General features: G+C 72.2%; 9 protein-coding genes. 4 read left to right on the top strand and 5 right to left on the bottom strand.

Going from position 1 to position 12,656, the window contains the following annotated elements; all coding sequences use genetic code 11:
• Position 1: 1 nt before the first annotated feature.
• The 4 genes from ACGFIV_RS04715 to ACGFIV_RS04700 all read right to left on the bottom strand — a co-directional run bounded on the left by ACGFIV_RS04715 (position 2) and on the right by ACGFIV_RS04700 (position 4,856).
• On the bottom strand, positions 2-1,063 hold the full coding sequence (locus ACGFIV_RS04715; protein ID WP_392831964.1) for a threonine aldolase family protein: 1,062 nt from the start codon (positions 1,061-1,063) through the stop codon (positions 2-4).
• A complete protein-coding gene (locus ACGFIV_RS04710; RefSeq protein ID WP_392831961.1) occupies positions 1,060-1,731 on the bottom strand; it encodes an SDR family NAD(P)-dependent oxidoreductase in 672 nt (223 codons plus the stop codon). The genes ACGFIV_RS04715 and ACGFIV_RS04710 overlap by 4 nt, the downstream gene beginning before the upstream one ends.
• On the bottom strand, positions 1,728-3,788 hold the full coding sequence (locus ACGFIV_RS04705; protein WP_358552339.1) for a DUF6421 family protein: 2,061 nt from the start codon (positions 3,786-3,788) through the stop codon (positions 1,728-1,730). Before ACGFIV_RS04705 ends, ACGFIV_RS04710 begins: the two co-directional genes overlap by 4 nt.
• A gap of 405 nt (positions 3,789-4,193) precedes the next feature.
• A complete protein-coding gene (locus ACGFIV_RS04700; RefSeq protein WP_392831957.1) occupies positions 4,194-4,856 on the bottom strand; it encodes a response regulator in 663 nt (220 codons plus the stop codon).
• A 328-nt stretch (positions 4,857-5,184) separates the two neighbouring features.
• On the opposite strand from ACGFIV_RS04700, the gene ACGFIV_RS04695 reads away from it, so the two are divergent.
• The 4 genes from ACGFIV_RS04695 (at position 5,185) to ACGFIV_RS04680 (ending at position 12,311) form a co-directional block, all read left to right on the top strand.
• Positions 5,185-6,747 carry a hypothetical protein gene (locus ACGFIV_RS04695; protein WP_392831954.1) on the top strand — a complete coding sequence of 521 codons (1,563 nt, stop codon included), beginning with the start codon at positions 5,185-5,187 and terminating at the stop codon, positions 6,745-6,747.
• Positions 6,748-6,764: 17 nt separating this feature from the next.
• Positions 6,765-8,432 carry a serine/threonine-protein kinase gene (locus ACGFIV_RS04690; RefSeq protein WP_392831951.1) on the top strand — a complete coding sequence of 556 codons (1,668 nt, stop codon included), beginning with the start codon at positions 6,765-6,767 and terminating at the stop codon, positions 8,430-8,432.
• Positions 8,433-8,496: 64 nt separating this feature from the next.
• Positions 8,497-10,599, top strand: coding sequence for a hydantoinase/oxoprolinase family protein (locus tag ACGFIV_RS04685; RefSeq protein ID WP_392831948.1), 2,103 nt, complete (start codon positions 8,497-8,499; stop codon positions 10,597-10,599).
• A complete protein-coding gene (locus ACGFIV_RS04680; RefSeq protein ID WP_392831945.1) occupies positions 10,596-12,311 on the top strand; it encodes a hydantoinase B/oxoprolinase family protein in 1,716 nt (571 codons plus the stop codon). Before ACGFIV_RS04685 ends, ACGFIV_RS04680 begins: the two co-directional genes overlap by 4 nt.
• On the opposite strand, the gene ACGFIV_RS04675 is transcribed toward ACGFIV_RS04680, so the two are convergent.
• A complete protein-coding gene (locus tag ACGFIV_RS04675) occupies positions 12,281-12,613 on the bottom strand; it encodes a hypothetical protein (RefSeq protein WP_392831942.1) in 333 nt (110 codons plus the stop codon). The genes ACGFIV_RS04680 and ACGFIV_RS04675 overlap by 31 nt on opposite strands.
• Positions 12,614-12,656 lie beyond the last annotated feature (43 nt).

Genomic DNA, 12,656 nt, shown 5'->3' with positions numbered 1-12,656 from the left:
CTCAGGCCTGGGCCATCTCCTCGGCGATCGCGGCGGCGAAGGCGTCCACGTCGGCCTCGGTGGTGTCGAAGGCCGTCATCCAGCGGACCTCCCCCGTGGCCTCGTTCCAGGTGTAGAAGCGGAACCGCTTGCGCACCCTCTCGGCCACGTCGGGGGGCAGCACGGCGAAGACCGCGTTGGCCTCGACGGCCCTGGTCAGCGTCACACCCGGGATGTCGCGCACGGCCGCCGCGAGGCGCGCGGCCATGGCGTTGGCGTTCGTCGCGTTGCGCAGCCACAGGTCGCCGCCGAGCAGCGCCTCGAACTGGACCGACACGAACCGCATCTTCGAGGCGAGCTGCATCGCGCTCTTCCTGAGGTAGATCAGGCCCCGCACGGCCGCGGGGTTGAGCACGACGATGGCCTCGCCGAACATCAGCCCGCTCTTGGTGCCGCCGAAGGACAGCACGTCCACGCCCGCGTCGGTGGTCAGCGCGCGCAGGGGGACGTCCAGCGCCGCGGCGGCGTTGATCAGGCGCGACCCGTCGAGGTGCAGGAGCATCCCGAGCTCGCGGCAGTGGTCGGCGATCGCGGTGATCTCCTCGGGCCTGTAGAGCGTGCCGAGCTCGGTGCTCTGCGAGATCGAGACCACCCGGGGCTGGGCGCGGTGCTCGTCGCCGAAGCCCCACGCCTGCCTGTCGATCAGGTCGGGGGTGAGCTTGCCGTCGGGCGTGGCCACGCTCATCAGCTTGAGCCCGGCGCTCTGCTCGGGGGCCCCGCCCTCGTCGGTGTTGATGTGCGCGGTCTCGGCGCAGACGACCGCCTCCCACGGCGCGGTCATCGACCGCAGGCCGACGACGTTGGCGCCGGTGCCGTTGAACACCGGCCACGCCTCGGCCGCCGGCCCGAAGTGCCGCTTGAAGACCTCCTGGAGCGCCTCGGTGTAGGCGTCCTCGCCGTAGGCGATCTGGTGGCCGCCGTTGGCGAGGGCCAGCGCCTGGAGGATCTCCGGGTGGACGCCCGCGTAGTTGTCGCTGGCGAACCCCTTCACCGCGGGGTCGTGGTGACGTCGTGCCTGGGTCACGTGGTGAGGTCCAATCGCGTGCCGTTGATCTCGCCGGCGGGGCGGTCCCACAGACCGGCGACGGCCTCGGCGAGGTCGTTCACGTCGGTGAAGCCGGGGAACTTGCGCTCCGGGCTCGCCGCGCGCATGTCGTCGTTGACCAGGGCCTTGATCACCAGGATCGTCGCGGCGCTCTGGGTGCCGCGCAGCGCGTCGGCGAGCGCCAGGGTCCACGCCTCGGCGGCGGCCTTGGCCGCCGCGTAGGCCGCGTTGCCCTGGGTGGGCTCCTGGGCCGCCTTGGCCGAGACGATGGCGAACCGGCCGCCGTCGCTCTCGCGCAGCGCCGGCTCGAACGCCAGCGAGACGTTCTGCAGGGTGCGGATGAGCTGCTCGTGCAGGACGTCCCAGTCGGCCAGGTCGGTCTCGGCGAAGGTCTTCGAGCCCCGCCAGCCACCGACGAGGTGGACGACCCCGTCGACCCGCCCGTGCTCCGCGAGGACCTGGTGGGCCAGCTCGCGAACGGCCTTCGGGTCGGTGAGGTCGGCCGCGGTCACGCCGTCGGCCTCGTGCCTGCCGACCCCGATCACGATGTCGCCGCGCGCGGCGAGGCGCGCCGCGACGGTGCGGCCGGTGGGCCCGCCCGCCCCGGCGACGACGACCGTACGGGGCCGATGGCTGGGGTTGCTCACGCGCGGATTCCCTTCGTGGCCTCGATGACGCCTGAAAGCTTACGACGCAGGGCCTCGTAGAACATGCTCAGGGGGAACTCGTCGGGCAGGACCGCGTCCACCACGGCCTTCGGGAAGCCCTCGACGGGGAGAGCGTCCGCGCCGCGGTTCCACACCGAGGAGGGGTGCGGGGCGACGTAGGCGGCGACGAGCTGGTGGGCGGCGAGCCAGTGCGCCAGCTTGGAGCGGTCGATGCCGTCGCGGTAGAGCTTCTCCACCTCGCCGCGCAGGTCCGCCACGCAACCGGCGACCCGGTCCCAGTCGATGCTGAGCCGGTTGTCGGTCCAGCGGACGACGTCGTTGCGGTGCAGGTAGGCGAACAGGAGCTGGCCGCCGAGGCCGTCGTAGTTGCGCACCCGATCGCCGGTGATCGGGAACCGGAACAGCCTGTCGAACAGGATCCCGAACTGCACGTACCGTGCGTGCGGCACGCCTTCCTTCTCCAGCTTGACCGCCTCGCCGAACGCCGTCAGGTCGCAGCGCAGCTCCTCCAGGGAGTACAGCCAGTACGGCATGCGCTGCTTGATCATGAAGGGGTCGAACGGCAGGTCGCCGTGGCTGTGGGTGCGGTCGTGCACGAGGTCCCACAGGACGTAGGTGTCCTGGGCGAGCTCCTGGCTTTCGAGCAGGCGCCCCACGTCCGCCGGGAGGGCCAGCTTGAGGGTGTCGGCGGCGGCGCGGCCGACGCTGCGGAAGCGGGCGGCCTCGCGGTCGCAGAAGATGCCGCCCCAGGTGAACCGCGGCGGGGTCTCGCGCACCGCGACGGTCTCGGGGAACAGCACCGCGGAGTTGGTGTCATAACCGGCCGTGAAGTCGACGAACGCGATCGGCACGAACATCGGGTTGTCGTAGCGCACGCTCTCCAGGTGGGCGAGCCACTCCGGCCACACCGTGCGGATCCAGACCGCCTCCAGGTTGCGGTTCGGGTTGCCGTTCTGGGTGTACATCGGGAAGACGACCAGGTGCTCCAGCCCGTCGACGCGCTGGGTGTCGGGGTGGAAGGCGTTCAGCGAGTCGAGGAAGTCGGGCACCCCGTATCCGGCGGCCTGCCACTTGCGCAGGTCGGCGACGACGGTGGCGAGGTACTCCTCGTCGTGCGGGAAGCGCGGCGCGAGCTTCTCGATGCTCGCGACGACGCGCTCGACGATGGGAGCGGCGGCCTCGGCGTCCTCCACGGACCCGTCCTTGGCCGTGAGCGGGCGCAGCTCCTCGACGGCCTGCTTGAGCTCGGCGAAGCCGCCGTCGACCTCGATCCCGCCCGTGGCCCCTGCCGGGACGCGGGCGGCCCAGGTCACGACGTTGCCCCAGAGCCGGGCGTGCCGGAGGTCGTGGATGGAGTCGTCGCCGAACAGGTCGGAGTCGGCGAACACGACCACCCGTCCCCGGCCGTGGCGCAGGGCGACCGCCAGCGCGCGGCGCGGGAGGTCGGCGGCGGGGGAGGTCTCGAACAGGACGGTCGCGCCGGCGGGCGGGTTCAGCACGCCCGCGCGGTAGAAGCACGCCTCGCGCGCCCCGGCCGTCAGGTCGTCCCCCTCGGCCGGTACGGGGGTGCCGAGCACCCAGGTCGCCACGCCGTTGTAGGAGTTGCCCGGGTCCTGGACGGTGGCGTGCTCGATGCCCACGCCGAACCGGGCCAGCAGGTCGGCCAGGTTGTTGCCGTACTTCTCCTGCTCGCACTCGGCGAGCACGATCAGGCCGCCGCCGTCCGCGACGTACTCCTCGATGGCGTCGAGCTCCTCGACCGGCAGGATCGGGCTGCCGAGCCCGACGGTGCGCTCCCAGCGGTCGGCGGAGGGATGGGCGATGACGAAGACGTCGTGCGCGGCGAGCACGGCCGGCGTGATCGGGCCCTCGGTGTGGGCGGCGACGGTGTGCCCGAGGTGCCGCAGGACCTCGGCGGCGCCGGCGTAGCTGTTGTCGTCGGGGTGCGCCGGGTTGATCGCCTCGGCGACCTCACGGCGGATCGTCCACGACTCGTTGTGCGCCTCGTCGAAGAGCACCCTCGGGAAAGCCCTCATACCGCCCCATCCCTCCAATAGCGAAATTTCTCCAGGATCATCCGGTTATGTACGGAAAATATACATGCATGACCCCCTCGTGCGGGAAACCCGTACCGCGTGGGACGTCCCGCGTCCGGGTAGGGGGGCACGGCGTACCGGTCGGGGGGCCGCCGGTCTACGGGACCCGCGCCGGGGATCCGGTACGGGGTCGGCCGCCGGGCGCGGCGCGGCCGGGCCCGTCCCGCTTACGGGTTCCTCCGGACGGCGGAGTATGGGTCACCCGCTGGACGGATGATGAACGCGGGGTCACCGGGTAGCGTCATCGACGACACGGAACAGCTCCTCCGCCCCGGCTCGGGTGGAGCACCCCGGCCGAGGATGCGAGATGGTGAGACCGATGGGCGACGAGCGCTGGGCCTCGGACTACCCGGCTTCGACACCCGGCCGCACGACCCCCGACTCGTACGCGAACACCACCGCCTGAGCACGGTCGCGCAGTTGCAGCTTCATCAGCACGCGGGCCACGTGGGTCTTGACCGTGGCCTCCCCCACGAAGAGCTCGGTGGCGATCTCGGCGTTGGTGAGGCCCCGGGCGAGGCTTCGCAGGACCTCAAGCTCCCTCGGGGTCAGCTCGGCGAGCTGCGGCGGCCTGACCGGCTCGTGCCGGCCCGCGAAAGACGCGATCACGCGGGTGGTGACGGCGGGGTCGAGCAGGGCGTCCCCGGCGGCGACCACTCTGATCGCCTCGACGAGCTGCTCGGGGGGCGACACCTTGAGCAGGAACCCGCTGGTGCCGGCCCGCAGCGCGGCGTAGAGGTTCTCGTCGGTGTCGAAGGTGGTCAGCATGACGATCTTCGGCGGGTTCGGGGTGTCGAGGAGCTTCCGGGCGGCGGTCAGGCCGTCCATCCTCGGCATCGAGATGTCCATCAGGACGACGTCGGGCAGCAGGCGGCGGGTCACGCTGACGGCCTCGGCCCCGTCGGCGGCCTCGCCCACGACCTCCATGCCCGGCTCGGAGTCCACCACCAGGCGGAGCCCGGCGCGCACCATGGCCTGGTCGTCGGCGACGACGATGCGGATGGTCATGAGAGGACTCCTCGGCAGATCGGAAGGCGTACGCGGCCCAGGGAGCACACCACGGGAAAAGCTCCGCGTCGGCCCCCGAAGTGCCGATAAAACCAGGTGAGTACCGCCATAGCCTGGAGGTTAATGTTTAACCGGCCTCCGCGACACGGCCAATCGCCCGACCCCAAGTCGCCTCCAAGTTACCTCCAAGTCCGATCAAGATCGATAACGCCTGTCGCAGGCCGTTCAAGGACCGATTGCAAGTCCATGACGGCCTCCGCGTACGCCTTGAACGGCGGTGCCCGCACTGGGAGTCTGGATTCATTCTGATCCGGAATAGGAGGCGGAGATGCCCCGCCTGCACCACCTCGTCGCGGGGTTAAGCGCCCTCGGATCGCTCACCCTCACAATGCACCCCCACCCGAGCGGCTCGACCGACCGGGTCACACCTGGAACGGTCCGCGTCGAGGCGCTGGCCCACGTCACCGTCAACCTGCTCGACGACCGGGGCGTGATCCAGCAGGTGGTCCGCGAGTACGAGATCCCGGTGGGCACCGGCAGCGGGTTCAACGTCTCCCCCGACGGCGTCATCGTGACCGCCACCGGCGTGGTCCAGTCCAGCAAGGACCCCGCCGTCTACGCGGCCAACCGCGTCTTCGCCGAATACTTCAAGGTCAAGATCCCGGCCGACTTCTCCCGGCACAAGCTGAAGAACCCCGAGCTCAACGGCCGCCTCCAGGCGTGCTACCCGCCGAGGCAGCAGAACTCCAACTGCATCTTCACGCCCGTCACCAAGGTCACCGTCTTCCCGTACGCCGACCCGCCCGTGCCCGAGGGCTACCCGGCCGACCTGGTGCACACCGGCACCTCGCCTTCGGCGCCCGCCGTGCTGAAGCTCAGCAAGGGCGGCGAGGACTCGACGCTCCCGACGGTCCCCCTGGCCACGTCGCTCGGCAGCGGCATCGAGTCCACCGACCTCGTCGGGCTGCCCACCCGGCCGAGCGCGAAGGCTCCGCCCAAGGTGGAGACCGCCCACCTCGACCCGCCGGGCGGGCGCACGTTCAAGCCCGCCGAGCGCGCCAAGCTCAGCACGTTCCTCTCGAACGACGGCGACGGCGCGGCGGTGATCGACGACGGCAAGAGCGAGGTCATCGGGCTCGTCACCGGGGGCGGCGACGCGCCGGAGACCCTGACTCCGGTGGAGGACATTCGCGAGGCGCTCGTCGCGGCCAACGTCACCGCCCGCAGGGGCCCCGTCGACGTGCTGTACGAGACCGCCCTCGGGTCCTACCACAACAAGTTCTACGCCAACGCGATACCCGTGCTGGAACAGGTGCTGAGGGTCCGTCCCGACCATGCCGTCGCCCAGGACCACCTGCGCTTCGCCCGGGCCAACCGTGCCGCCGCCCCCTCCCCCGGCCAGGCGAAGGCCCCGCCGGCGAAGAGCGCAACGGGCCTGTCGCCGCTGCTGCTGACCGCCATCGGGGTGGTGGCCGCGGGCGTGCTGATCGCGGTGGCCGTGCCGCTGACGCTGCGGCGGCGCCGGCGCGCGGGGCAGGAGGCGGGCGAGAGCCCGTCCGAACCGCTCGCCGCCGTCTCCACGTGGCCGCCCGGCGGCACCCAGACGATGGAGGCCGGGCCTCCGGAGGGCTCCTTCCCCGCGTACCACCGGCAGTCCGGGCCGGTTCAGGGCACGGGCGCCTCCCCTGTCGCCGTGTCGCCCGGGGGCGCCCGTCCCGACGGGGCGGGTACGGGAGGCTCCGCTCCGGCCGGGCCCGCCGGGGCCGCGGTCGCCGGGCACGGCGTCCCCGCGGGCAGCGGCGGTCAGGTGCTGTTCTGCACGCAGTGCGGCATGCGCCTCGGCAGGGCGCACCGCTTCTGCGGTTTCTGCGGGCACCCGGTGGACCAATGAGCGAGCAGGGATTCTCGATGCCTCCACTGATCGGCGCCCAGGTGGCGGACTACCTCGTCGAGGCGGTCGTGGGGCGCGGCGGCATGGCCACGGTCTACCGCGCCCACGACCATCGCCTCGGCCGCTCGGTCGCGCTCAAGGTGCTGGCCCCGCAGCTCTCGCAGGACCAGCGCTTTCGCGACCGGTTCGTGCGCGAGTCGCGCCTGGTGGCCGGCGTCGACCACCCCAACATCATCCCCATCTACGAGGCGGGCGAGAGCGGCGACCTGCTGTTCATCGCCATGCGGTACGTCGAGGGCGCCGACCTGCGCAAGCTCATCCAGGCGAGCGGGCCGATGCCGGTTGCCCGCGCCTACCGCCTGTTCTCGCAGATCGCGTCGGCGCTGGACGCCGCCCACTCGAACGGCCTGGTCCACCGCGACGTGAAGCCGGCGAACATCCTGGTCGCGGAGGGATCCGCGCGGGCCCCCGAGCACGTCTACCTGACCGACTTCGGGCTGACCAAGAGCGCCTACTCCGAGGCGGGGCTGACCAGCCACGGCCACTTCATGGGCACACCGCGTTACGTGGCCCCCGAGCAGATCCGCGGGCTGCCCGTGGACGGGCGGAGCGACCTGTACGCGTTCGCCTGCGTGGTGTACGAGGCTCTCAGCGGGCTGCCGCCGTTCCAGCGGGACACCGAGCTGGCCCTGCTCTACGCGCACGTCTCCCATGAGCCGCCGCCGCTCACGCCGTACCGGCCCGATCTCCCGCACGCCGTCAACCAGGTGATGTCCCGGGCCCTCGCCAAGGCGCCGGCCGATCGGTTCTCCACCTGCGGGCAGTTCGTGGCGGCCCTCCGCGACGCGATCAGCGGCGAGGACCGGCACGCGAGCCCGCCGGAGGGCCGCCCGGCCTGGTCGGCGCCTCCGGGAGCCTCCTCGCCGTCCCTTCGGGCCATGGACGACATGGAGTCCATGCGGCCGACCACGTCGCTCCGCTCTCTGGACACCGGAGGGCCGGCCGGGCTCTCCGCGCCCGGGGGGCCGCTGACCAGGCCGGGCGCGGGGCAGCCCGCCAAGAGGAGACGCCGGCCGGTGGGCGTGCTCATCGGCGCGGGGGCCGTGCTGGTCTCCCTCGCGGTCGCCGCCACGCTGCTGGTCGGCCAGGGGGCGAGCCCCGTGGGATCCAAGCGCTACCCCGGCACCACGGCCGCGCCGCTCTCGTTCGAGTATCCCGGCGGCTGGGAGGCCCGTACGCACGCCGACGAGTACGTCGTCGTCTCCCCCGCGGCCGCCGAGTTCGACACCCTGTTCTCGGTGCCCATCGCCTCCGACTGGGCCGCCGTCAACGGCCTGCTCACCACCCGTCCCGAGCAGGCGACCGGCATCTTCACCGAGGTCAACGACGCCATCACCACATCGGACACGCCTGAGACGCTGAAGCGCAGCCTCAGCTTCGTGCTCCCCGGGCCGGCCGACTTCGCCTCGGCGCCGACCACGGCGACGGTGGCGGGCAAGCCCGCGTTCAAGCTGACCGGCGTGGTGAACGACCCCGGCCAGCAGGGACGCCTCGATCTGGTCGTCTACATCGTCGGCCGGGGCCAGGGGCAGCCCGTGGCGCTGATCGCGTTCTTCTGCCCGCCCGCGAAGTGCGACCAGACGATGATCGACCACGTCATCGGAAGCGTCCAGTTCACCTCCTGAGCGTCCTGAGCGGCGGCGCGACGCTTCATAGACAAGCGCTTGCTCGGGTAATAGTGTGCGGCTCGTGAGCTATGCCATCGGGGTCGACGTCGGGGGCACCTTCACCGACGTCGTCGTCAGCGGGCGGTCGGTGACCGTGGCCAAGGTCCTGAGCACGCACGACGACCCGGCCGACGGGATCGTCACCGGCGTCGCCCTCGCCCTCGGCCGCGCGGGCGTCCATCCGGGGTCGGTCACCCGGGTGGTCCACGCGACCACCCTCGCCACCAACGCCGTGCTCGAACGCAAGGGGGTACGGGTCGCGTACGTGACCACGCGCGGGTTCCGGAGCGCCGTCCCCCTCGGCCGCTACGCACGGGTCGAGGAGGACCGCTACGACCTGCGCTTCGACCCGCCCCCGCCTCCGGTCGCGCCGGAGGACTGCTTCGAGGTCCCCGAGCGCGTCGGCCCGCGCGGCGAGACGCTGGAGGAGCTGGACGAGGACGCGGCGCGCGAGGTGGCGGCCGAGATCGCCGGGCGCGGCATCACGTCGGTCGCGGTGTGCCTGCTGCACTCCTACGCCGACCCCCGCCACGAGGTCCGGGTCGCCGCGATCCTGCGCGAGGCCCTGCCTCCCGGATCCACCGTGGTCATCTCCTCGGAGGTGTGGCCGGAGATCCGCGAGTACGAGCGGGCCACGACCACGATCATGTCGGCCTACGTCGGGCCGGTCATGGCCCGCTACCTCCAGCGGCTGCGCGAGCGGCTCCACGCCGCCGGCGTCACCGCGCCCGTCCACGTGATGGAGTCCGGCGGCGGTGTCATGTCGGCCGAGCTCGCCGCGCGCAGGGCCGTCGCCACGATCGAGTCAGGACCGGCCGCCGGGGCGCTGGCCGCGTCCCTCACCGGGTATCGCGACATCATCTCGTTCGACATGGGCGGGACCACGGCCAAGACCTGCGTCATCAGGAACGGCAGGCCGGAGATCACCCACGAGTTCCACGTCGGTGGCAAGGGCAGCTTCGGCGGCCGGCGCGCCGGGACCGGCGTGCCGATCAAGACCCCCGCGATCGACCTCGCCGAGGTGGGTGCGGGCGGCGGGAGCATCGCGTGGGTGGACTCCGCCGGGGCGCTCAGGGTCGGCCCCCGGTCGGCGGGCTCCGCGCCCGGCCCGGCCTGCTACGGCCTGGGCGGCGGCGAGCCCACCGTGACCGACGCCGACCTGGTGCTCGGGTACCTCGATCCGTCGTCCCTCGGCTCACTGCCGATCTCCCACGAACCGGCCGAGAAGGCCGTCGACCAGAGGCTCGCCTGGCCGCTCGGGGTCTCCCGCGCCGAGGCGGCGCACGCCGTACACGAGATCGCCAACGCGGCGATGGGCTCCGCCGTCCACGTCGTGACCGTGCAGCGCGGCATCGACCCGCGCGGCTTCGTCATGGTGGCCTTCGGCGGCGCGGGGCCGATGCACGCGGCCCGGGTCGCGGAACGGTTCGGCATCGACACGGTGGTCGTGCCGCCGCACTGCGGGGTCGCGTCGGCGGCCGGGCTGCTGGCGGGCGACCTGTCCACCGACCGGGTGCTGTCCCGGCTCGGAGCCGGTGACCCGTCGGCCGTCTTCGGCGAAATGGCCGCGGGGGCGGCGGCGGATCTCGGCCTCGAACTCGGCGCCCCGGGCGTGACGGTGGAGCGCTCGGCCGCCGTACGGTTCGCCGGCCAGGCGCATGATCTGACCGTGCCGTGGAGCGACTCGCCCGACGAGCTGGCCAACCTATTCTTCGCGAGATACCAGCAGGTGTACGGCATCGCGCAGCGAGGGCCGATCGAGATCGTGAGCTACCGCGTCCGCCTCACCCAGCGGGCCGCCACCCCGCTTCCCTCGAAGGAGGACGCCACCGCAGGACCCGGCGACGGTACGGACGGCTCCGGCGGGGGCGGCCGGCGTTCCAGGCTCGCGTGGTTCCCGGAGAGCGGCGGCTTCACCAGCACGCCCGTACTGACCCGCGACCACCTGCGCGGCCCCCGGGGCCCGGCCACTCCCGCCCCGGCGGCGTACGGCCCTGCGGCGTACGGCCCGGCGGCGTACGGGCCCGCGATCATCGAGGACGCCGAGGCGACGATCGTCGTACCGCCCGGCTGGACCGCCGCCCTCTCCCCCGAAGGGGCCGTGATCCTGGAGCGTGCCCGTTGACCGAGTCGCTCACGGCCGAGGTGCTGAGGAACGCGCTGGTGGTGGCCGCCGAGGAGGCCAGCATCGTGGTGGTGCGCTCGGCCTATTCGACGTTCATCGTGGAGGGGTCGGACGCCTCCGCCGCGATCCTGGACGCCGGGGGCCGGCTCGTCGCCCAGTCGATGGCCACCACCCTGATGAACAGCATGGCCCTGAAGGTCGCCCTGCCCGAACTGCTAGCCGACATCCCCGCCCAGGCCATGCGGCCGGGCGACGTGTACGTGCTGAACGACGCCTACCGGGGCGGGGTGCACACCAACGACCTGCTGGTCTACCGGCCGGTGTTCGTCGACGCGCGGCCTGCGTACTTCACGGCCACGATGATCCACGTCTCCGACCTCGGGGGCCTGTCGGCGGGCGGGATGGCGCCGCTCGCGACCGACATCTTCCTCGAAGGCCTGCAGCTCCCGCCCGTACGGCTGGCCACGGCCTCCGGCGTCGAACCGGCGATCGAGGCGATCCTGCGGGCCAACAGCCGCACGCCGGACAAGGTCATGGGCGACGTCCGCGCGCTCGTCGCGGGCACCGCCGTGGCGGCCACGCGGCTTGCGGCGCTGCTGGCCGAGCACGGCCCCGGCGGGCTGGCCTCGGGCATCGACGCCTACCTCGACTACACCGAGGCCCGCACCCGTACGGCTCTCGCCGAACTGCCCCCGGGCAGCCACGCCTCCTCCTACGCCGTCGACGACGACGGGATCGACCTCTCCCGCTCGCACACCGTCCGCGTCACGGTCACCGTGCCGCCCCCCGGCGCGTGGGAGGCACGGACGCCCGGCATCGTCCTGGACTTCGAGGGAACCGATCCGCAGGTCCCCGCGGCGATCAACTCCTCGTCGTCGCAGTCGCTGGCCGCCGCCGTGTTCGCGGTGCGGTGCTTCCTGGACCCGGCGATCCCGATGAACGAGGGCTGCCTGCGCGCGATCGACGTGCGCCTGCCGCCGGGGTCGCTGCTCAACGCCCACTCCCCCTACCCGTGCGGCGGGCGTTTCGTACCGATCTATGCGGCCATGGAGGCGATCTTCCAGGCGCTGTCGGACGCGATGCCGGATCGGGCCATCGCCGCCTCGGGGATCCTGCAACCCTTCAGCGTCGCCGCCTGCGCCGCGCCGTACTGGATCCATCTCTCCTACGACTTCGGCGGGGTGGGGGCCAGGGCGGGCAAGGACGGGCCGGACGCGACCGGCGTCCACTTCGGCATCGGCCGGAACTCGGTGCCGCAGGTCGAACCGGTGGAGACCCGCTGCCCGCTGATCGTGGAGTCGGTCGAGACCATCCCCGACTCGGGCGGGCCGGGGCGCTGGCGGGGCGGTCTCGGATCGAGGACGGTCTTCCGCTTCCTCGCCGACGCCCATGTCACCACGCGCGGCGACCGGCTGCGCTACGCCCCGCCCGGCAGAGCGGGCGGCCTGCCCGGCCGGCTCGGCGGCTTCTTCAAGCGCCACCTGGACGGCACCGTCGAGCGCCTGAACTCCAAGGTCAACAACGTCCGCATCGGCGCCGGCGAGGCCCTGATCGTCGAAACGACGGGCGGCGGCGGCATCGGCTCCCCGGCCGACCGGCCTCCCGCCGACATCCTCCTCGACCTCGACACCGGCAAGATAACCGCCACCACCGCCCAAACCACCTACGGCCTGCTTCCTGGTCAGGGAAGAAGATCGAAGGCCGGTACATGACGTGGCCGGACCACGCGGAAATGCCGGTGATCAAGGGTCGCGACCTCGCGCAGCCCCAGCCGTTCGGCTAACCCCTCCCGGATGATCTCTTCATGCCGTTCGGCCAGATCCCCGGCACCGGAGTTCATCGTGCCGATGAAGGACAGCCGACGGCGCCTGGACCGCTGCTCGCACTCCAGCTCTTCGGCGGCTTCGTTGGACTTGACCAGCCGGAGCGCGACCGCGCGCAACTCTTGCGCCTGGTCCGGCCTGAGCTGGTCGACCAAGGCGTGCAGATCTTGGTAATTGGGCGCTGCGGTCACGCCACAAGTGTCCTTTGCCGACCCTCTGGCAGTCAGTGACGTG

The sequence above is a fragment of the Sphaerisporangium sp. NPDC049003 genome (assembly GCF_043197795.1).
In the GTDB taxonomy this organism is placed as follows: domain Bacteria; phylum Actinomycetota; class Actinomycetes; order Streptosporangiales; family Streptosporangiaceae; genus Sphaerisporangium.
This window is presented reverse-complemented; position numbering and strand designations above follow the sequence as displayed.

What these genes read in the sequence shown, in the direction of transcription:
- ACGFIV_RS04690 (WP_392831951.1), top strand. Translation starts at nt 6,765, where the DNA reads ATGCCTCCACTGATCGGCGCCCAGGTGGCGGACTACCTCGTCGAGGCG.
- ACGFIV_RS04705 (WP_358552339.1), bottom strand. Translation starts at nt 3,788, where the DNA reads ATGAGGGCTTTCCCGAGGGTGCTCTTCGACGAGGCGCACAACGAGTCG.
- ACGFIV_RS04695 (WP_392831954.1), top strand. Translation starts at nt 5,185, where the DNA reads ATGCCCCGCCTGCACCACCTCGTCGCGGGGTTAAGCGCCCTCGGATCG.
- ACGFIV_RS04700 (WP_392831957.1), bottom strand. Translation starts at nt 4,856, where the DNA reads ATGACCATCCGCATCGTCGTCGCCGACGACCAGGCCATGGTGCGCGCC.